Below are 19,857 nucleotides of genomic sequence, written 5' to 3' on the forward strand. Positions count from 1 at the left end.
CCCTGGATCGGGAAGGGCACGGTCACGCCCTCCGAGCCGAGGGCGGCCAGCAGCTCTGCGGGCATGGCGAGATCGGCGAAGGCCAGGGCGGCGGGAAGCGCGGGAGTGACCGTCTTCGGGAGGGCGAACTCGCCCTGGACCGCAGCGGGCCGGCGGCCGTAGCCGCCCGAACGGCTCGGACTTCCGGAACGGCTCGGGGTGGAGGAGCCGAAGCGGCCGCCCCGAGGCGAACCGGCGCCGCCCGCGCCGAAAGCGGAGCCGCCGGTGCGACCGCGGGTGCGAGAGGAACGGTCGTTCATACGTGTGCGGTTCATTCAGAACCTTCCTTGATGCGGCACATATCAAGGAATTCCCGCAGCAGAAACGCGGCGCGGGGAATCACAAGAACGGGCCGAATGGAATGCGAAAGCGACTCTGGCCTACAGGGATTCTGTACGGGCATATGCGCTGAGGTGGGTGGCGTCATGTGGACGCGAAACCAAGGAAAATCGAGGGGGCGAAGCGCCGAGCACGCTGTAACCCTGAATGCTTCGTCCTGCAGGTGGCATCACTGCGGGAAATGTGTGCAGCTGGGGCCCGCACCCCGAGGGATGCGGGCCCCAGCTACGAAATGCGCGCCAGTGTCAGGCGGGAACGATGTTCTCGGCCGTCGGGCCCTTCTGGCCCTGCGCGATGTCGAAGGTGACCTTCTGGCCTTCCATCAGTTCACGGAAGCCCTGGGCGGCGATGTTCGAGAAGTGGGCGAACACGTCAGCGCCGCCACCGTCCTGCTCGATGAAGCCGAAGCCCTTTGCTGCGTTGAACCACTTCACGGTGCCAGATGCCATGTCATATCTCCTTTGGGGCAGTACACCGGCACCCGCACTGTACGGACGCCGTGTCGCCGCGATGATGCCCCGCCGGAAAACGACCCGGAAATATGAAGCGCTCGAATGTGGCGCGGACGCCGGCTGGAGCGCTTGAAGTTTTTGGGTACCAAAACTGCAACCGAGATCGACAGTAGCATGCTGCAGCGGTTTGTGTGCGTTAAATATCTCCATCGTGTGCGGTACGGAAAAACTCTCCCTGCGGGGTCCATTAAACTCTCTGACCGCGGCGATAGATATTGATTCCCCTCGAGTGCAGCGTTCCGTGAGTAAGGGCGTCCGGCAGCTGCGACGGGCAGTCCAGGGGGGCGTGACCCGAGCCTGCGGGGTGGGTCTGCAGCGCCCTCCCGAAGGGATCCAGCTCGCAGGTGCTCCATGGTGGCCTCGGGGCGTCCACGGCAAGGCGGCGCGGCCGGCCCCGCACTCGCTACACGTCTGTTCCACAGCGCCTGACCGTCACTGCGGTCGTTCGCGAAGCCGCTCTCGCGGGTGGAGGAGAACCTCGGTGTCGGCGACGTCGACCAAGGCTGCCAACAGGACCCCACGTGAACGGCAGGACCAGCCGTGCCCGGTCGCTCTGCCGGACTGACCTGCTCAGGGTCACGAGTCCCGGTGCGCCGCTTTCTTCGAGACTTGCATCAGTGGGGGCCGGTGTGTGAAGCCTGTCCCGCTGAGAGGCGTGGCACTCGCGTCGCGAGCACCGCGGGGAAGGTGGCGTAGGTGATGGCTGAGCTGAAGTTCGAAACCCTCGTGTGCCCGCACTGCGCGGCCTGCCCGGCCGCTGGGCAGGCTCGTACCATCGCCGCCGACCGGCGCCGGGTGACGGTGACGTGGCACCTCCCTTCCTGCCCGCACTACGTCGCCGATCGCGTGTTGGCGGGTAAAGAGGACTAGGCAGTCCCGTCGAGGGCCCGAGCCAACCCCTCTGGCCAACCGCCCCTTTTTGAAAGCGAATTCACGCGACGGAGGCGGCGGTGTCACGCAGGTCATCGAGAACGCGTCTCGCGAGGCGAGATCGGCGTGGGCCCGTGTGGTGCAAGTGGTGCGCGGCAGACCCTCCGAGCAGGGCATTCCCTCCAGTTGGGGCACGCGGAGGGCACGGCAGGGTCTAACAGGTCTAGACAGCGACGAAGGCCCAGGTCTCTGACCTGGGCCTTCTCTCAAGAGCGGATGACGGGAATCGAACCCGCGCTATAAGCTTGGGAAGCTCATGTTCTACCATTAAACTACATCCGCATATCGATCCAGCTGCCTGGATCGGTATCTTCGGACACTCTACCCCATGATCGACCCCCGGTGAATCGGCCGCGGGGTCGTCGTCGTGTGTGGGGTACACGGAGGGTCGTGGGGGCGGGAGTTGGGGCGTACCGTACGGGTGCGCAGTGGTGCTCGAGGGCCGCTGGAGTGGCGGCTGGAGCAGGTCGCGATCATCCCCTAATGTGGCGATTCGTCGCAGTACAGCAGGTTGGGGAAAGGGACTCGATGGAGAACACCGTCGTCCGTTGTGCCGAAGGGCACGTTTTCAGTACCGCTTCGTTCCCGCTGCAGCACCTCGGTGCCGGCCGGATCGGGCCCGGGCGGCTGCTGCGGTGCCCGCGTTGTGCGCGGCTGCGCCATGCCGTGCCCGTCGGTGCGGCCGTCAAGCGATAGTCCGACAGGCGCGCGGGCGCCCGCTCTCGATTGCGGGAGGCCCGCGCGCACTGCGTATCCTCGGGACGTGCTTCTCTCAGACAAAGACATCCGGGCCGAGATCGACAGCGGACGGGTTCGCATCGACCCGTTCGAGGAATCGATGGTGCAGCCCTCCAGCATCGATGTACGTCTCGACCGCTTCTTCCGGGTGTTCGAGAACCACCGCTACGCCCACATCGACCCCGCCACCGAGCAGCCGGATCTGACCCGGATGGTCGAGCCGGACGGTGACGAAGCGTTCATCCTGCACCCGGGGGAGTTCGTACTCGCCTCGACGTACGAGGTCATCTCGCTGCCCGAGGACATCGCCTCCAGACTGGAGGGGAAGTCCAGCCTGGGCCGCCTGGGGCTGGTGACGCATTCGACCGCCGGGTTCATCGACCCCGGGTTCTCGGGGCACGTCACGCTCGAGCTGTCGAACCTCGCCACCCTCCCGATCAAGCTGTGGCCCGGGATGAAGATCGGGCAGCTGTGCATGTTCCGGCTCAGCTCGCCCGCCGAGTTCCCGTACGGGAGCGAGCGGTACGGATCGCGGTACCAGGGCCAGCGCGGCCCGACGGCCTCACGCTCCTTCCAGAACTTCCACCGCACCCAGGTGAGGCACGAGGCATGAGTGACGCAGTACGCGAGAACCTGAACTACGAGGGCTTCGGGCGCGCCGTCCGCGAGCTCGCTCAGACCATCGCCGACGACGGCTACGAGCCCGACATCATCCTGAGCATCGCCCGCGGCGGCGTCTTCGTCGCCGGCGGTCTGGCGTACGCGCTCGACTGCAAGAACATCCACCTGGTGAACGTCGAGTTCTACACGGGTGTCGGCACCACCCTGGTTGTCCCGAGCGCGACCTCGTGTAGTGATCACCGGGATGAACTCGGGACCACGTTGGTTGTCCCGAGTAAATCACACGGTCGGGCGTACGGGGGCGTGTCTCGTAAGGCCACCCGTCGCCCCGTTGCGGCTCGTCGCTGCACCCTCGGCCGCCCGTCGGCCGCTCGTACCTGAACCACCACAATGCGGCTCTCTGGGCTGCGGGAGACACCGTGAGCGACGTACGCGAGAACCTGAACTACGAGGGCTTTGGTCGGGCCGTGCGCGAGCTCGCGCAGACGATCGCCAATGACGGGTACGAGCCCGACATCATCTTGAGCATCGCCCGCGGCGGCGTGTTCGTGGCCGGCGGTCTGGCGTACGCGCTCGACTGCAAGAACATTCACCTCGTGAATGTTGAGTTTTACACCGGTGTGGGTCAGACGCTTGAAATGCCCGTTATGTTGGCCCCTGTGCCCGAGGCGATCGACTTCACCAATAAGAAGGTGCTGATCGCCGATGACGTCGCCGACACCGGGAAGACGCTCAAGCTCGTGCACGACTTCTGCCTCGGGCACGTCGCCGAGGTGCGGTCGGCTGTGATCTACGAGAAGTCGCACAGCCTCGTGAAGTGCGAGTACGTGTGGAAGAAGACTGATGAGTGGATCAACTTCCCGTGGTCCGTCGAGCCGCCCGTCGTGAAGCGCGAGGGTCAGGTGCTCGACGCCTGACCGGCGCCCGCCGCTGAACGTGACTCCGCCCGCCGAGCGCATCCTGCGCCGGCGGGCGGAGTCATGTTCAGGGGGCTAGATGGGGAGCGTCCAGCTCGCCCCGTGAGGTACGTCGAGCCAGACCTTTTGATTGTCCGGCGTGATCGTCATTCCGAAGGCGGACAGGTGCGGAGAGCCGTAGCTCTGCCACTGCACGAGCGAGTCCTCGATCGCAGCCCACAGGTTGAGCGGTCCACGCTGGACAACGATCCAGCCCGCGCCGTCGCCATCCGCGCGAGTCCGTACCTGCGAACCGGTGGCTACGTCGAGCAGGATCTGCTCGACTCCCGCGCCGAGGCGCTCGGCCGAGGGCGCGGCGAGCTGTGCGACGAATCGACCGGTCCAGTCGTCGAGCAGGGCAGGGTCGATCCGGCTCGGGCGTTCATCACCGGGCAGCAGCTCGAACGGGCCGTGCGGCGGCCGATCGTGGGGGCGGGCGATCATGAACGAGGTGTATCCGGGCAGGAAGCGGCCTTCCGCGACGCCGTTCGCCTCGACCGTGAGGCGAACGAGGCCGTGTGCGACTCCCCATCCGGCGATGGTGACGAGCAGGGTTCCGCCGGCCTTGATCTGATGTAGCAGGCCGTAGGGGACGTATCGCATCGAGCAGAACGCGATCACGATGTCGTATGGGGCTCGTTCGGGGTAGCCGCGCAGGCCGTCGGCCGTGATGAGCGTCGGGGCGTAGCCGGCCTCAGCAAGAGCCTTACGAGCGCGCTCTGCCGCGGCGGCGTCGGTCTCGATCGAGGTCACGTTCTCCTCGCCTGCCACCTCGCAGGCGTAAGCGGTCGACAGGCCCGTTCCGGCCCCGATGATCAGCACGCGCTTACCTCGGGCGACGCCCGCCTGCTCGATCATCCAGAGAACGACGCCCGGCAGGGTCGAGGATGACGTCGGGCTGCCTCCGGTCACGGGGCCGGTGGCGTCCTCGGCGAGCACGCCGTCGATCTGAGTCACCCACGTCTGATCCTGATAGGTGAGACGCAGCCACTCGTCGGCGGGCGTGTCGTCGCGGCGGGTGGGCGTCCAGACCGTGACGCCCGGGGGGCTGCTCGGCTTGTAGATCGCGGGGCCGAGGAACACCTCGCGGGGGACGGTCTCGGCCGCCCGTCGCACCTCGGGGTCGTGCAGCACGCCCTCGGCGACGAGCTGCTCGACGAGTCGGAGCCGCAGCGCGGCGGCGGTCTCAGTGGTCATGCGGTGTCGCCCTTCTGGAGGGTGTCGGCGAGTGCGCTCGCGATGGCACGGGTTGTCGGCTCGTCGACGAACGCCCACTGCCCATTCGGGTTGCATTCGAGGAACCACCATCGACCGTCGGCGTCGAGGGCGAAGTCGAAAGCGCCGAAGCTGAGCCCGAACGCATGAAGGAACGCGCGCACAGCCTCGCGAACTGAACAGGGGACCGCGATCGGGGAGCAGGTGACCAGGCTTTGGTCCTGGCGCCAATCGAGGTGATCGCCGGCGGTGTCGATCCGGGTCGCGAATGCGTCATCCCCGACGGCGGCGAGACGGATGTCGGCGATCTTAGGGACGCAGGCTTGGAAGAGATGGGGGCACAGTGCGATCGAGTCGTCGAGCTCGTCAGCTTGGACGGTGCGCACCCAGACAGTTCGGTTCCGTCCGTCCTCGCCGGCGAGGTGTACGCGGTGAACGGGCTTGTAGATCACGGCTCCGTGGTCGGCCGCGAACTTCCGGGCATCCGCCGGCACGTTCGTGATCAGCGTGTCAGGGAGGATGAAACCGAGGCGGGCGGCGGCGGCGAGCTGTAGCGCCTTGTTCTCGGCGTCACGGTTCCGCGAGGGGTGGTTGACGTACAAGGCCCCGGGAAGCGCGGTCAGTGCCCCCATGTAGCCGCGGCGCGATTGCTCGACCCCGAACCGCTGCTCGGGAGACTCGGCCGCCTGCGGGTCGCCGAAGGGGCTCGGGCGCCGCCAGTAGACGGAGCGGACGCCCGACAGGTCGAGGTGCCGAGTCGAGGTCGTGAGATCCCCGGTGAAGGCGCCCCGCTCGATCCGGGCGCTCATGCTGGCGGTGTTCAGGAAGTCGGCGGCGGGGTCGAGCCGTACGGCCGGGACATCCCGGCCGTACAGCTCTTCCATCACCAGATCCGCCGTGATGTCACCGAGTGCAGTGACGACGAGAACCGGTGCATCGGTCATGTCAGTCCGAGTCGCTGTCGTCGGTGAGGTCGGAGTCGGCGGGCGGGGGCGGGTTGGGGCCCCCGCCGTCGGACGACGTCGAGGTCGCGTTGGCCGTGGCCGTTCCGGTGCCGTGTCCACCCATCTCGACACGGTCGCCGTTCGCGTCGAAGTAGCGGGTCGTCTGCGTGTCCGGGTCGATCTCCGTTCGGACGTACGGCACTGCGGTGATGCTGGGGTACAGCGCTAAGCGCTTGGTCCCCCACGGTGCTACTGCGGTGGTCATCGTGTCTCCTGATCTCTGATCAACGGTCACATGCTCTGAGTTGCCATACGGTGCGCCCTCCTCAGCGCGGCGACAAGGCCGCGCCGAGGCGGTTCCCCGCGCCGGGGAGGCGGCGAGCCGCTCCCCCGATGCGGGAGTTCTGGTGCGACCCTGACCCGGATGGTCGCCATGGGCGCCGCAGCGCGGCGAGGGGTGGAGCAGTGCCCGGACGGTGGGGGCGCGCTTGACCGACTGTCCGGGCGCGGTTCACTCGGGGAGCTCCGGCCGGTACGGATAGAGCACCTGTCGGTCGTAACAGGCGTCTTCATCCGCGCAGACGACGGAGGAGAACCAGACGTCATCGATGTCATCGAGTTCGCGAGCGATGACGAGATCGTCTACGCGCGCCGCGACGTCGCAGGATGTGCACTTGACCACCCGGGCGCCTGGGGGAGGTTCGACGCCCACGGGCAATGAGCCCCCGAGGCGCTCCCATGCATCCGGGGTGTTGGTCCGGAGGAAGCAGGCAGCCGCATCTCGGCAAGAGCGGCGTTTCGCGACCCGCTCGCGTTCGTCCTCATCGAACCAAATGAACGTCCCCGACTCGACCTCGTCGTGCGGCACGAGCGCCTTGCAGAGTCCGCACCGTTCGAGTACGGCGGCCCTATCCACGGTGAACCACCGGGACCGGTGGCTGCACGTACGGGCGCAGGAAGAAGGCGTGTCCGTCGATCGGCGCCAGTCGGGCGCGAACGTGGTAAGGGAGCGGCCGGCGGGCATAGGCGGGAGGCGGAGGGAGGACCGAGGCGAGGCGCGGGGAGGGCGCCGGACGCCTGCGGCACTCGGATAAGCGCCGACGCGCGGTGCAGAGGGTCCGGCAGATGCCCGGCCCTAACCAGATCCAGAGGCAGGCGATAAAGTCGCGCATGTGTCGTCATCAGCTCCTTGTTAGCTGTTGGCGTCGCTGCCCGGCGGTCGTGTCCGCGGCCGTCGGGTCTTTGGATGTAGTGGCGAGAGTTGATCCGTCGGCGTCAGACGGGCGGACCACCTGCTCCGATGAACTTCCGGGAGGGCTCGGCCCGGGTCTTTCCGAGGAACAGCCGTCCGCGCTGCGCCCCGTCCGACACGTACGGCCTGACGGCATCGAATGGCGTGCGCGGTAGCAGGGGGTCGAACCCGACTGCTACGGCTACCGGGGCACCGGCCGTGACGAACCTCGACCACTCGGTGCTCACCGGGACATAGAGCGCGGTCTGACAGCCATCGAGACTCAGTACCGCGTATCGACCGTGAACGGCGAGCCGAGGCCCGATGTCGGGAAGCTGCGCCGAGGGGTGGGCTAGTTCCAAAGCCGAGGCGAGCCCCCGCATGCGGCCCTCGATGACTGCCGGCGACTCGCCTTCCCGACGAACGGGCGGATGGGCAAGCAGCAGGAACGCGACGTGACCAACCTCGGTGAGGTCAATCCAGAACCAAACGCCAAGCGAGGCCAGCAGGCCGGCCGTCGGTACGGGCACGCTTTCGATCAGCACGGGATCACGCCGATTGGTGTTTTGCTCTCCTGCGTCTTGAACTCCGTCCATACGGTCTTGCCGCACGGGTGGTGCGGCTCCACCCCCCATCCGTCCGCCAGTGACGACACGATCAGCAGCCCTCGCCCGTCCGTGTCGTCATCACTCGGCCGCCCGAGACGGGGAGCCCCCGCCCCTGCGTCGTGCACCTCGACACGCAGGCGGCAGTCGTCGAAAGAGACCTCGACGACGAAGCCACCGCGTGCGGCGTGGCGAACCGCGTTGGTCGCAAGCTCGGAGAGGCAGAGCACCGCGTCGTCGGAGCGGTCGCAAATCGCCCACTCCGCCAGTACGCCGCCTAAGAAGGAACGCGCCTCGGGTACCGCGCCGTCTGCACGCGGGAACCGCTGCGCCACCGATCTCGGCATGAGTTCAACCCCCTTGCCTGCGCCGTTGGTTCGAGCAACTAGGCAACCGCGGGGCGGACAGCGGGGGTACCGTCATGGGGGGTGGCAAAGGGTGGCACTTGAACGACCGTGCCTGTCGAAGGGGTAGGTACCGAGCATGACGTCGCCAAACACTGATCTTGCGCGGTGGCTGGAACGATCCGGCATGAGCAACAAAGAGTTGGCTCGCCGGATCAAAACCGCAGCTCAGGTATGGGGTCAGCCGCACGTTCAGCCCGACGCTACGGCTGTCCGGCGATGGCTGAACGGCCTTCAGCCGCGCCCGCCCGTGCCCGAGATCATCGCCGACGTCATCTCGGCGAGCGTTGGGTTCCGGGTCACTACGTACGATTTGGGCTTTCCCGAAGGCGGATCGGCAGACCGCGCGCTCGCCTACAACTCCTCTTTCGCCGTTACGGTTGAAGCCGTTGCCGATTTGGGGAGGGCCGACGTGGACCGTCGAAAGTTCCTGGCCGCGGCGCCCTTTGCCGCTGTCGCCGCTGTGGGGCCGTCGCGAGACTGGCTACTCAACACGCTTGACCAGCAGCCCGAGCCGGGCCGGCGCGTCCGCCTTGAAGACGTGTCCGCCGTCAAGAACATGTTCGGCGAGTTCCAGAAGATGGACGTACTGCAAGGCGGCGGCTCGGGCCGTCTCATCCTGGCTCAGTACATGAATCAACACGTCTACCCGCTGTTGCGTGAGACCCACTCCGAGGACGTTCGGCGGGCCTTGTGCGAGGCGGCAGCCGAGCAGACGTACCTACTCGGTTGGATGAGCTACGACAACGGGGAGCACGGGACCGCGCAGCGTTACTTGATCCAGTCGCTTCGGCTCGCCGAAGAATCCGGTAACGCAGCCCTCGGTGCACACGTCCTCGCCGGCATGGCTGATCAGACCACCCTGCTCGGCAACCCCACGGAGGGTCGGCGGCTCGCGCAGGCTGGTCGCGCTGGACTCGGCAAGGACACGTCGCCTGCGTGTATGGCTGATCTGTGGGCACTTGAGGCTCGGGCCCTCGCCAAGCTGGGCGAGAATTCCTCAGCAACCCGAGCGGTGGCTGAATCCGAAGCGGCTTACAGCCGGGTGCAGCTCAAGAACGAACCGGAGTGGGCGGCGTTCATCGACCCTGCGTACCTGCATGGCGAGCACGCGAACACCTTCCGCGACCTCAGCGACGCAGCAGCCGCCGAGGAACACGCACAACAGTCCATTGACTACGCCCGCAAGCAGCAGCGGGCCCGCCGCGGCGCGATGTCGCAGGCTGCCCTCGCCGTCTCGCATCTCCAGCGGAATGACCTCGAAGCGGCGCACTCGGCGGGGCTGCGAACGTTGTCTCTGTCGCGCCAGGTCAAGAGCTCGCGGTGTGTCGAAGCGGTGCAGGACTTGCAGCGCCGGATGCAGCCGTTCGGTACGCACCGCCTTGTCGCTGATTTCAACGAGCGCGCCCGGGAACTGGTTGCCGCGGCGTAGGGACCTCGCAACGACAAAGAGCGCCCCCGCAGCCGGCCCGAGGCCGGTCTGCGGGGGCGCTCTGAGTTCAGCGGGCGGCGGTCTGCCAGAGGGTGAGGGCGAGGCCGATCACGGCGACCATGGCGAGGACGCTTGGGAGCGGCCACCGGGTCTTTTCGAGCGCGTCGAGGCGAGCCTCGTGGTCGGCGAGCTGTCGATCGACTTGGTCGGATCGTTGCACGAGGAGCGCGAGCGAGCCGTCGATGCGGGCGAAACCCGCCTCGACGACGCCGCGCAGCCGTTCCAGTTCGAGGGCGACGTCGGACGGGGAAGGGTCGGTCACGGGCGCCCGTCCGGCCGACGGGCGAGGTCGAGCAGCTCGGCGTCGGCGCCCGGGGTGGCGCGCAGCCACTGCGGCAGCAGGGCCTCAACCAGGGGCAGCGCCATGACGCGGGTTACGCCACCTGCGACGGCGAGGGCGAGGCCGACGCCGGCGGCGGTCTGCGGGACGCCCGCGGCGTTGATGATCAGGGGGAGTCCGGCGGCGAGGGCGAGCACGGTCTGCACGATGGTGCGCACGGTGCGGCGGGAAGCGTCAGTCATGGGTGATTCCTTTTCCACAGGGTGGGGACGGCCCGCCCGCGATTGCGGGCGGGCCAGGGGGTGGGGGTCAGACCTTGGGGACCTTGAGCGCGGCCCACGAGGACGGGCCCGGCCATCCGTCGGCGTCGTCGCCGGAGTAGCCGAGGTGCCGCTGCCATGCGGCGTAGGACTGGCGATCGGACTCGGTCCACTGGGGGCCCGGTCCCTGCGAGTAGCGGCTGCACCCGACGGCGACGAGGCGGCGCCCCATGGCGGTGACCAGCGGCGAGCGGGGGTTCTGCTTGAACCATGTGACCCCGGGGAAGGGGGCGTACTGCGCGGCCGGCGGCTCGGTGGGCTTGGGCTGCTCGGGCGTGCGGCCGAGGCGGCGGTCGATGCGCACGCGCATGTCGTCCATGGACCAGCCGCGCGGGTCGCTCTTCCAATCCGACCACTCCTTGTGGCCGATCACGGATGCAGCCGACCATCCGTACGCGCGGCAGATCGCGGCCGAGGTGCGCTCGATCGCGTCGAGCTGCTCGGCGGGCCACGGGTCGCGGCCGTCGCCGAGGTTCACGCATTCGAACCCGTAGAAGTGGGCGTTACCGTCGATCGCGCCCGACGAGCCCTCGTGCTTGTTCGTCGCGGGCAGGGACTGCTCGGCGACGACGGCGGAGCGCACGCGGCCGTCGCCGCCTCCCGCGTGGTTCGCGCGGCCCGAACTGATCAGGTAAACGGTTCCGTCCTTGGCGATCACGCCGTGACAGAGCGGACCGGGCAGCTCGTCGTATCCGTCGTAGCAGAGCCGCACCGAGGAGTCGGTGCCGCTGGAAACGGTGTGGTGGATCATCACGCCGTTGATCGGGCCGAAGCTGCCCTTGTGGTTGCGGTTGTGGGTGCGCCAGTCGTCGACCTCGACGACGCGCACGCCCTCGGCGCGAAGGATCGAGACGAGTCGGTCAGGGCTGAAAGGGACTGCCATGTGTGGTGACTCCAGACATGAAAAAGGCCCCGGCCAGAGCGGCACGGGGCTTACGAGAAAGGGGAGTTAGGCGAGCGCGACCCAGAAGCGATTGGCGCCGTTCTCCATCGAGGCGACGGCGATCGTTGCGGGGGCCGCGGCGGCGCCGGCGGTGTAGACGCCGAAGCGGCGCACGGGGGTCTGCCCGAACACGTTCGGTGGGGCGCCGGCCCCGGATTCCGAGGCAAGGAGCATCGGCCCGTCGCCGGTGGTCGTGTTGTACTGCCACCTTGCGGCGACGTAGTACACGCCGGCGGGCGCCGCGTAGGACGCCGTCAGGGGCGAGCTGATCGTCGCCCCGCCCGCGGTATGGACCTCCGCCGGTTCGTACGTGGCGGTGGACATGTCGCCGGTCGCGGCCACGCGGGTACCGGCCGAGTCGTAGATCGCCGCCCACGATCCGGTGGTGAGTCCGCCCGCGTACCCGGTCGCGAACCACACGATCCGGGTCACGGTGACGGGTACGCGCAGGATCACGGCCGTGATCCGTATCGGTCCGCTACCGGGGTAGAGGGCGGTCGACTGGCCGAGGGCGGGGTCGAATGCCCACGTGAGCAGACCGTGATCGCTGGGCAGCCACTCGCCGCCCCCGAGCGCGTCAACGTACGACTTGCGGGCGAGGTGGTTCGCGGTGGTCGGCGCGGCCGTGGTCGAGGGAATGGCGCTGAACGTCTTTCCGCCGCTGATCGTCTGCGTTCCGGCGAGCAGGACGGCGGCCGAGGTCTGCGGGTACCGGGCGTCGGCGGCGGTCTGGTCGAGTGCGCCGACGTCTGTCGCGGTGAGGACGACGACGCCGGTTTTCGCGTTGACGGAGTCGACGGCGCCCCCGCCCGCGGCGGGGAGCTGCGCCGCGGGTACCTTGCCGTCGGCGCCGAGCGTGGCGACGCCGGATGGTGCGCCGGCCGCGGATGTTGCGACGGCGCCGACGTCGGCCGCGGTCAAGGTCACGGCGGCGGCGCTCTTGCCGTTCACGGACTGCACGACGCCGCCCGGTCCTGCGGCGCCGGTCGCGCCGGTCGCTCCGGTGTCGCCCTTGGGCCCGCGGAGATTGCCGACTGCGGTCCCCCACCCGCTTGCGCCGCGCTGCCACAGGTCCCCGGTATCGGTGCGCAGCAGCATGTCGCCCGGTCGGGTGCCGGTGCTCGGCGTGCTCGCCGTGTTGACGTACCAAGCGGCGCCGCGGACGTCGCCGCCGAGCTGCGTCCATGTTCCGGCGGTGCGCTGCCATGTCGAGACGGTCGTCGAGGTGACGCCGAGAACCGTCGAGGATTCATAGCGCACATAGAGGTCGCCGTCGACGCCGAGGCCGGCCGCGGGAGCGGCGGCGCCGCTGTAGATCCGCGACCCTGGGGTGCCGGTCGCACCCTGGGGACCGACGGGCCCCGGTACTCCGACGTAGTTCGGTTTCGCCGGATCGGTGGGGGCAATGTCGGCGAGGTCGGCCTCGGGCTGCGCCTTGGGCAACAGGATGTTGTACGAGCGGCCGATGGGGAGTCCGGCGAGCTGCTCGGTCACGATGTACGCCCACCCGGTCGGGTCCATGTCGGGGGCGTCGGTGGCGGGCAGGGTCACCTCGATCGATCCCTGCGCGTCGAGGGCGACGTTCACCGGTCCGCCGAGGATGACGTCGGCGGCGGGAAAGGTGAGCTGAGCGGGAGCGCGGAAGACGAGCGCCCCCGACAGCGGAGTGCCGTCGGGGGCGAGGTAGCGACCGCGCACGGTCACGGTGGGTATGGACGGGGGCAGCAGTGCGGGGCCCTCCTTAGTCTTCGATCGTGCGCAGCCCTGAGGGGGCGCGCACGGAGTCGAGCCGCTTGGGTTCGGCCGACGTCTCGCTCACAGAGGGGCCCGTTCCCCGTTGTGCGGTGGCCGTGGCCGTGGCCGTGGCCGTGGCCGTTGGGGGACGGGTCGGCACGCGGGGGGCCTCGTCGGGGGTATAGGTATGGCGGTAGAGGGCCGAGTAGAGCCGGGTCTCGATGTCTCGGCCCGCTTGAACGTTGCGGTGCTCGACCATCCACTCGACCCACTGCATGAACTCGACGTCGTGCATGGGCTGCGTAATGAACTTGTTGGTCCACGTGCCGGCCGGACAGTCGTACTCGGCGACCGTGATCGCGGTCCCGCCCTCGGGCCGCATGGTGACCTTGACCTGCCCGCCCCCGGCATTGGCGTAGGTGTACAGCTCGATCTCGGCGACCGCGTGGGTTGCCGGACCTGACCCCCACCATGCCGGCTGATAGGTGGTCTCGGGCGTGTTCTGCCGTTGGGTGGGGTGGAGTTGCAGGGGCAGCATGGGGCGGCCGAGGAATCGATCGCTGAACGCGTCATCCATGAGGATCGGGGTCGGCCGTTCCTTGTCGCGGCTCCAGATCCGGATCATCTGATCGTCTTCGAGGACGTCGTCGCCGACCGTGAGGGCTCGCGTTCCGTTGGCCCGACGGAGGAACAGCCCCCAGTCGCCTTGGGGCGTCTGGCCGACCTTGAAAGTCGCGATGCCCTCGGGCGTCTGGGCGATGAGCTGTCCACCCTCGCCGATGGTGATGTCGCCGTGCAGGATCTGATCGAGGGCGGGGCGCATGTTGGCGCGGCCGGTCAGCTCGCGCACCTTCCGTTCGAGATCGCGGATGCGGTCGAGCAGGTCAAGCGGGATTGCTGCCACTAGGCGGCCTCCAAGTAGAGCTTTGCGGTCTCGGGTCGGCCGCGCAGGGGGGGACTGATTGCGAGGCCGACGACGCGGTACCGCTGGTCGAGCCCTTCGGCCCACCACAGATCCCGGATGCGCACGCGGACGGTGGCGCCGAGTAGTGCGGGCGAGAGCGGCACGCGGTCGAGTGCGACGGTGAGTTCGGGAATCGGCCGCGGTGTGAGGGCGGCGGCGAGGTCGGCGCGGGCGTGCGCTGCGAGGGTGCCCGGATCGGTAACGGTGGTGTAGTCCGAGGTCCCGTCGAGGCGCGGCCATCCGGCGGCGAGCTGCTCGTCGTCGACGAGTAGCTCGGTCATCACGGGCAGGGACTCGGCGGCCTGGTTCTTGTTGTCGGACGCGCCGCGGGACTGCCAGACGTTGGCGCGCACGGTCGCGTCGATGGGCCAGTCGTAGGAGAGGATCGGGCCGGGGTGGTCGAGCACGATCTCGGACTCGCCCGTACGGATCACGGGAGTGCCGAGCTGCAAGCCCTTGATGCGTCGGCCGGTGTTTGGGTCGCGGTAGCTGGCGATCCGCCACTCGAACCCGTCCTCGACCGAGGCGAGTTGGTCGATGACCTCGCGGATTCGCGGCTGGTCATAGCGCCGGTACGTCCGGTCGCGCAGGACTCCCGAGAGCTGCTCGGCGTCGTACTCGATACCGATGTCGCCGCCGGCGAGGCTTGCGCTGTAGTCGATCAGCCCCCGCACGATGTCGAACTGATCGACTTGTGTCGCCTGCTGCGTGTGCAGGATCGCGCGATGGTCGAGGTAGCTAGCCCACCCGCCCGCCTGTACGCGCAGGCCGAGGTCGCCCCGCGCGTTGCTCGTGAGGCCGGCGGTCCATGGGATGCCGCCCCACCAAATGTCAGGGCCGCGCTCGATCCACATCGCGGTACGGCCGAGGTCGAGTGCGGAGCGGACGCGGGCGGCGATCTGTGCGTTCGGCAGGGGCACGGTCACGGCGGCCGACCCGATCTTGCCGAGGTAGTCGTCGAGCGACACGTCGCTCACGGGCAGGATGTCGAGGACTTGATCGGTGCGCAGGTCACACAGGACGACCCGGTACGCGGGGGCGATCATCGATCACCCCCTGTGCTGCTATCCGTCGAGCGGGTAGATCAGCCCCGATAGGGCCGCCCACGTGGTCAGGCTCGGGTTACCGACGAACTTGATGTGTCCGTCGCGCTGGCAGTCGACCTTGATCGGGACGCCGCCGGCCGCGATCGACGCCGAGGTGAGCAGCGCCGGCCGGACCGCGGCCGGCAGCGGCGCGGCAAGCGGCTGGCCACTGGCGGGCGGGGCGGCGTTGGTCGTCCATGACACGCCCCCGCGCCATTGCAGGTGGGGAACACCGCCGAGCGTGATCGCCCGGTACCGCAAGGGCCCTTGGCTGTTTCCGCCGTTGGTGTATCCGGCGGCGAGGGTGGGAGAGGTCCACCCGATGACCGGTTCGAGGGTCTGCCATGCCGCGCCGTCCCACCGATCCAACCCGCTGCCGTTGTCCCGGTACTGGCCCGGGTAGGCGCCGGCGAAGCTCAACCCCCAGCCTCGGGGGATGACCCCTCCGTATGCGGCGGTGTAGCGGCGGCGGTCGGCGAGCGCGCTCGCCCACGTGATCCCGCCGGTACCGGCGGAGGTGCCGGCCGGAACGGTGATCTCCCACAGGCGGAGCGTCGCGTTCGGCAGGTTGGGCGGGGTGGGGGTGGCGGTCGCGGCGCCTTGGATGATCTCGACGCGGGCGAGGGTCTGCTGCCCGTTGTCGTACTGCGGGTCGTAGACGCGCAGCACTACCGCGTCGATCCTTCCGTACTGTGCGTTCCCGTCGGCGATGGTGAGGGTTTCGGGGGCGGTGACGGCGACGGGGTAAGCGCCCTGCGCGTCGAGCCCTTGCACGAGGGCGCGGCCGACGGCGATCTGCACCTGCATGGCGCCGACGCCGGTCGCGGCGAGCGCGGTCCCGCCGGCGATCACGCCGTCGCGGGACGTCATTGCGGACTCGGGCGCCATGGCGCCGAGCGGCACGAGGCGGGTGTCTTCCCGGGTCTGGCCTGCGGGGAGCAGCCATCCGGCACGGACGGTCAAAGGGGGTCCCTCCTTACCAGTGGGCGGAGCGCCATCGGATCGAGCACGAGGCGCGGGCGTCGGCGACGCCGGGCGCCGAGCGAAAGAGGAGCGTCGTCGCGCCGGGGGCGAGGACGAACAGGTTCTCGGGCAGGCTGCGGGCGGTTGCGGTGTAGAGCCGTGCGGCGGTCGAGTTCAGCGTGACCGTGCCGGCGGCGGTGTCGACGAGCAGCTCGTCGTCGAGCGCGAGGTCGATGTCGTACTCGATCACGTCGCCCGTCCCGAGGTTGGTCAGGGAGGGGAGCGAGACCGGGCCCCGGATGACGATCACGGGATGGCTCGGTGCGTCGCCCGTGTTGACGGCGAGCAGCGCGCCCGTGCTGCCCGGGGTGCCGAATGCGAGCGGGTAGGTCAGTCGCTCCGGCCCGGGGCTCAGCTGCCAGTCGAGGCCCGGTTCGGCGATCGGCAATCCTGTTGTGGTCTGCTGCTCGGTGAGGCTGTACCGGCGCGGGTCGCTCGCCTCGAACTGGAGCGCCGCCCCCTGCACGACGCCGATCGCGTACCCGCCTACTCCGACGGGGATCGAGCGGCGCAGGCAGCGGGCGAAGGAGAGCAGCGGCGGCTCGTCGTCGAGCTGCACGACGAGTGGCTGCTCGTCGTCGCGCAGGGCGGTCGCCGCGCGCAGGGTGCGCACGGCGGCGCCCATCCGGCGCGGCTCGGTACGGATCACCATGTCGTCGAGGGTGATCGTCCGCGGCTGCGCGAGGAGTCGGCCGGGGTAGGCGCCGTGGGCGTCGGACCGGGCGACGGTGCCCGAGTCGACGCCGGGGGAGTCCTCCCACCCGGTGAGCGTCCGCCACCGGTAGGCGGTGCCGGGGCCGAGCAGCAGCTCGTCGCCGAACTGGACGTGTCCGGCGACGGCGACGCGATCACCTGCGGCCATCGCTCACCCCCTGCCCTTGGCGTGCCAGGCGAGCGCCGCCGCAGTCTGCTCCGCGGTCGCCGCTCCCGAGTGCCAGTTCTCGATATGGACAGCAGGGCCGCCCCAACCCCCGCCCGCGGTCGCGCCGTTGGCGGGCGCGCCCGCGGTGGCGAACTGCGGGGCGGCGGGCACGGTGACGAGTCGGCGCATGGTGCGGTCGATCGCGGGGGCGCCTGCTTTGATGCCCTCGACGATTCCCGCGGGAATGAACTTTCCGATCTTGTCGCGCATAAGGCGACTCGGAGAGTGAATTCCGAGTGCCTTAGCAATCGGCCCCGGGATCAGATTCTTAGCCCAAGACATCAGGGTTGAGCGCAGCCAACTACCCATTGCCCTTATGCCGTTCCACAGTCCCATGATCAGATCACGGCCGCTGTCGTAGAGCATCGAGCCAAAATTTCCGAAGTATCCCGCGATCATTCCGGGCAAGCCGCGGACCCAATCCAGCATTTCACCGGCCTTACGCACGGTGCCCGACTTGATCGAATCCCAGTGCTTGATAATCAGCCCTGGCAAAGTCCAGTTCAGGAAGAAGTCAACGATCCGGCCCGGGATGCCGCGCACCCATTCGACGGTTGCATTCCAGGCGGATACGGTGCCGCTCTTGATTGCGTCCCAGTGTTTGATAATCAGCCCGACCAACGTCCAGTTAAGGAAGAAGTCGAGGATCATCTGACCGACCCATTTGAGCTTGCCCCACACCCAATCCCAGGCGGCCGACGTCGCCGAAACGATGGTGTCCCAGTTGGCGACGACTAGCGCGACGATGCCGACTACGGCAGCGATGATCAGCCCTACCGGGCCCATGGCGATAAGCCAGGCCGCGGCCATGCGGGCGCCTTGGATCAGGCTTTGTGTGCCCATGAGCACCCATGCGCCGACCACCCGCAGGGCCGCAGCAGCCGCGCCCGCACCCTGCGAGAGCCAACCGGCGAGCATCATCACGTTGAGCGCGACGAACCGCGCCGCCGCTACTGCGCCGGCCGCGGTCTGTGTGGCCCATCCGGTGACAACGGCGGTGGTCGTGGTCCATGCGGTGATACCGAGCGCGACGAGCGTCGGGATCATCAGGATCGTGATCACGCCGGCGGCGATCGAGAGCGCCGTCGAGTGCTCGGAGATCCATCCGACGGACGCGCGCAGCGCGCCGCCGAGGCCACCCTCGCCGATGAAATCAGCGGCCTTTTCGAGGGCGGGTACAACGTAGTTTCCGAGGACGGTAACGACCTTGTCGATTGCCGCCCGCTTGAAAACCTCGAACTTTGTCGCGGCATTGTCGCGCATTGCGTCGCCCGCTGCGTCCGTCGCACCCTTCACGTTGCCGAGGGCAGCGACCGCGGTTTTCGGGTCGAGCTTGAAGAGCGCGGATTGCAGATCCTCGGCCTTGGTGCCGAACAGTGCGACCGCAGTTGCATTCCGTTCGGCAGGGTCCTTAATGGCCTTGATGCGGGTGAGGACTTCCCCAAGGGCTTTCGAGGCTTCCGGGCCGCCCTTGGTGAACGTCTTTGACATCGTGTCCGCGTTCAACCCGATGGCCTGGAAAGCCTCTACGCTTCCCTTGCTCATGTCCTTCGAGCGGATCGCGAACTCTTTCAGCGCGTCCGCGACCGTGTCGGCGTCGCGCGCACCCCCTTGCAGACCCTGCTGCATGAGGCCCATTGCGGTCTGAGCGTCAAGCCCCAAATCCTTGAACTGAATCGGATACTCGGCGAACGTGTCGAGCAAATCCTCAGCCGCATTGGTGCCCGACTGACTGCCCTTAACAAGGACGTCCATCGCCTCTTCGGCGTTCTTCGCGATGCCGGATTTCAGCATCACTCCGACCGCGCGACTGACCTTGCCGACGTCCTCGCCCATGACCGAGGCCGTGTCCGAGACACGGGTCGCCATGTCCTTGATCTGGCTCTGCGTCGCCTCGGGCGGCAGCAGACCCTGCTGCGCGATGCCGCGCAGGATGTCGGCGCCTTCCTCGACCGACTCGACGATCGCCCCGGAGTACAGAGCGCCGGCGGCCTTGCCGTATTCCTTGGCAACCGGGCCCGAACTGCCCATCTGCGCCTGTAGCTTCCCGGCGACCTTCCCGCGGTCCATGGCTTCGGCGATGCCGCCCATGAGCGCGGTGCCGATCGCGCCGCCGACCGCGGCGGCGGCGAAACCTTTCAGCGCGGCGCCCATACCGCCGGCCGCGCGGTCGGCGCCGTCGGCCGCTCCCTCGGCGAGACCGTCGCCGAGGGCATCGCCCGCTTCCTGTCCGGCCTGATCGGCGGCGGCCGCGATCTGGTCGCCGCCCGCCTGCACAGCCGCGCGGGCGCGCGCCATTCCGGCATCTGCGCCCGAGTCGTCGATCGTTATCGTTGCGGCGAGTTCGCCGACCATGAGGGCCACGGGTGGTCACCTCCTGGCGGTCGTGCCTCCCGTGGGGGAGGAGTCAGGCGGAGGGGTGAGCACCCGGGCGAGGCGAGACTCGGCCGAGAGAAGCGCGAGGATGCGTGTCCGCAGCCATCGCCAGGAACGGGCTTGCAGCAGCCCGGGGTCGCCTACGTCGATGCCGTAGACCTCGTGCAGATCAGCCTCGACGAGC

Annotated in this window: 21 protein-coding genes, 1 tRNA gene and 1 pseudogene; 5 read left to right on the forward strand and 18 right to left on the reverse strand. The window is 68.5% G+C overall.

Annotation, left to right across the window (positions count from 1 at the left end; all coding sequences use genetic code 11):
• Together ACZ49B_RS28880 and ACZ49B_RS28885 are read right to left on the reverse strand one after the other, a co-directional pair.
• Positions 1-314: pseudogene (locus ACZ49B_RS28880) on the reverse strand (DEAD/DEAH box helicase); the annotation flags it as partial.
• A gap of 309 nt (positions 315-623) precedes the next feature.
• A complete protein-coding gene (locus ACZ49B_RS28885; RefSeq protein WP_254382355.1) occupies positions 624-827 on the reverse strand; it encodes a cold-shock protein in 204 nt (67 codons plus the stop codon).
• Positions 828-1,589: 762 nt separating this feature from the next.
• Between ACZ49B_RS28885 and ACZ49B_RS28890 the strand changes: the two genes are divergently transcribed.
• Positions 1,590-1,760, forward strand: a complete 171-nt coding sequence (locus ACZ49B_RS28890) for a hypothetical protein (protein WP_468311460.1) — start codon at positions 1,590-1,592, stop codon at positions 1,758-1,760.
• A gap of 271 nt (positions 1,761-2,031) precedes the next feature.
• Here ACZ49B_RS28890 and ACZ49B_RS28895 read toward each other — a convergent pair.
• Positions 2,032-2,102 (reverse strand) — tRNA-Gly (locus ACZ49B_RS28895).
• Between the two features lie 481 nt (positions 2,103-2,583).
• Here ACZ49B_RS28895 and dcd point away from each other — a divergent pair.
• Genes dcd through ACZ49B_RS28910 form a run of 3 tightly spaced genes read left to right on the forward strand, consistent with a single transcriptional unit; the run spans position 2,584 to position 4,096 of the window.
• Positions 2,584-3,171 carry a dCTP deaminase gene (gene dcd / locus ACZ49B_RS28900; protein WP_468311461.1) on the forward strand — a complete coding sequence of 196 codons (588 nt, stop codon included), beginning with the start codon at positions 2,584-2,586 and terminating at the stop codon, positions 3,169-3,171.
• Entirely contained in the window at positions 3,168-3,560 is a 393-nt protein-coding gene (locus ACZ49B_RS28905; protein WP_468311463.1) for a phosphoribosyltransferase, read from the forward strand. The genes dcd and ACZ49B_RS28905 overlap by 4 nt, the downstream gene beginning before the upstream one ends.
• Before the next feature lie 38 nt (positions 3,561-3,598).
• Positions 3,599-4,096 carry a phosphoribosyltransferase gene (locus tag ACZ49B_RS28910; RefSeq protein ID WP_033214615.1) on the forward strand — a complete coding sequence of 166 codons (498 nt, stop codon included), beginning with the start codon at positions 3,599-3,601 and terminating at the stop codon, positions 4,094-4,096.
• 75 nt (positions 4,097-4,171) lie between these two features.
• Here ACZ49B_RS28910 and tgmC read toward each other — a convergent pair whose 3' ends face one another.
• The 6 genes from tgmC to ACZ49B_RS28940 form a co-directional block, all read right to left on the reverse strand.
• Positions 4,172-5,332, reverse strand: a complete 1,161-nt coding sequence (gene tgmC, locus ACZ49B_RS28915; RefSeq protein WP_468311465.1) for an ATP-grasp peptide maturase system methyltransferase — start codon at positions 5,330-5,332, stop codon at positions 4,172-4,174.
• Entirely contained in the window at positions 5,329-6,294 is a 966-nt protein-coding gene (gene tgmB, locus ACZ49B_RS28920) for an ATP-grasp ribosomal peptide maturase (protein ID WP_468311466.1), read from the reverse strand. The genes tgmC and tgmB overlap by 4 nt, the downstream gene beginning before the upstream one ends.
• 1 nt (position 6,295) lies before the next feature.
• Positions 6,296-6,559 (reverse strand): putative ATP-grasp-modified RiPP, encoded by a 264-nt coding sequence (gene tgmA / locus ACZ49B_RS28925; RefSeq protein WP_468311468.1) that lies wholly within the window; start codon positions 6,557-6,559, stop codon positions 6,296-6,298.
• Positions 6,560-6,805: 246 nt separating this feature from the next.
• Positions 6,806-7,210 carry a hypothetical protein gene (locus ACZ49B_RS28930; protein ID WP_468311470.1) on the reverse strand — a complete coding sequence of 135 codons (405 nt, stop codon included), beginning with the start codon at positions 7,208-7,210 and terminating at the stop codon, positions 6,806-6,808.
• 359 nt (positions 7,211-7,569) lie between these two features.
• Positions 7,570-8,070 carry a hypothetical protein gene (locus ACZ49B_RS28935; protein WP_468311472.1) on the reverse strand — a complete coding sequence of 167 codons (501 nt, stop codon included), beginning with the start codon at positions 8,068-8,070 and terminating at the stop codon, positions 7,570-7,572.
• The gene (locus tag ACZ49B_RS28940; RefSeq protein ID WP_468311474.1) at positions 8,064-8,477 is read right to left on the reverse strand and encodes an ATP-binding protein; all 414 of its coding nucleotides are present in this window, start codon (positions 8,475-8,477) and stop codon (positions 8,064-8,066) included. The genes ACZ49B_RS28935 and ACZ49B_RS28940 overlap by 7 nt, the downstream gene beginning before the upstream one ends.
• A gap of 136 nt (positions 8,478-8,613) precedes the next feature.
• On the opposite strand from ACZ49B_RS28940, the gene ACZ49B_RS28945 reads away from it, so the two are divergent.
• The gene (locus ACZ49B_RS28945) at positions 8,614-9,966 is read left to right on the forward strand and encodes a transcriptional regulator (RefSeq protein ID WP_468311476.1); all 1,353 of its coding nucleotides are present in this window, start codon (positions 8,614-8,616) and stop codon (positions 9,964-9,966) included.
• Between the two features lie 67 nt (positions 9,967-10,033).
• On the opposite strand, the gene ACZ49B_RS28950 is transcribed toward ACZ49B_RS28945, so the two are convergent.
• The 9 genes from ACZ49B_RS28950 to ACZ49B_RS28990 form a co-directional block, all read right to left on the reverse strand.
• The gene (locus ACZ49B_RS28950; RefSeq protein WP_468311477.1) at positions 10,034-10,288 is read right to left on the reverse strand and encodes a hypothetical protein; all 255 of its coding nucleotides are present in this window, start codon (positions 10,286-10,288) and stop codon (positions 10,034-10,036) included.
• Complete coding sequence (locus tag ACZ49B_RS28955; protein ID WP_468311479.1) at positions 10,285-10,548, reverse strand: hypothetical protein; 264 nt, start codon at positions 10,546-10,548, stop codon at positions 10,285-10,287. The genes ACZ49B_RS28950 and ACZ49B_RS28955 overlap by 4 nt, the downstream gene beginning before the upstream one ends.
• 67 nt (positions 10,549-10,615) lie before the next feature.
• On the reverse strand, positions 10,616-11,509 hold the full coding sequence (locus ACZ49B_RS28960) for a peptidoglycan-binding protein (protein WP_468311481.1): 894 nt from the start codon (positions 11,507-11,509) through the stop codon (positions 10,616-10,618).
• A gap of 66 nt (positions 11,510-11,575) precedes the next feature.
• Positions 11,576-13,273, reverse strand: coding sequence for a hypothetical protein (locus ACZ49B_RS28965; RefSeq protein ID WP_468311484.1), 1,698 nt, complete (start codon positions 13,271-13,273; stop codon positions 11,576-11,578).
• A 37-nt stretch (positions 13,274-13,310) separates the two neighbouring features.
• Positions 13,311-14,207: a hypothetical protein gene (locus ACZ49B_RS28970; RefSeq protein ID WP_468311486.1), complete on the reverse strand. Its 897-nt coding sequence runs from the start codon at positions 14,205-14,207 to the stop codon at positions 13,311-13,313.
• On the reverse strand, positions 14,207-15,313 hold the full coding sequence (locus tag ACZ49B_RS28975) for a hypothetical protein (RefSeq protein ID WP_468311487.1): 1,107 nt from the start codon (positions 15,311-15,313) through the stop codon (positions 14,207-14,209). The genes ACZ49B_RS28970 and ACZ49B_RS28975 overlap by 1 nt, the downstream gene beginning before the upstream one ends.
• An 18-nt stretch (positions 15,314-15,331) precedes the next feature.
• Positions 15,332-16,315, reverse strand: a complete 984-nt coding sequence (locus tag ACZ49B_RS28980) for a hypothetical protein (RefSeq protein WP_468311489.1) — start codon at positions 16,313-16,315, stop codon at positions 15,332-15,334.
• Between the two features lie 13 nt (positions 16,316-16,328).
• A complete protein-coding gene (locus tag ACZ49B_RS28985) occupies positions 16,329-17,237 on the reverse strand; it encodes a phage distal tail protein (RefSeq protein ID WP_468311491.1) in 909 nt (302 codons plus the stop codon).
• A gap of 3 nt (positions 17,238-17,240) precedes the next feature.
• Complete coding sequence (locus tag ACZ49B_RS28990) at positions 17,241-19,652, reverse strand: phage tail tape measure protein (RefSeq protein WP_468311643.1); 2,412 nt, start codon at positions 19,650-19,652, stop codon at positions 17,241-17,243.
• Between the last annotated feature and the right edge of the window lie 205 nt (positions 19,653-19,857).

The organism is Streptomyces sp. NPDC031132, from assembly GCF_055570595.1.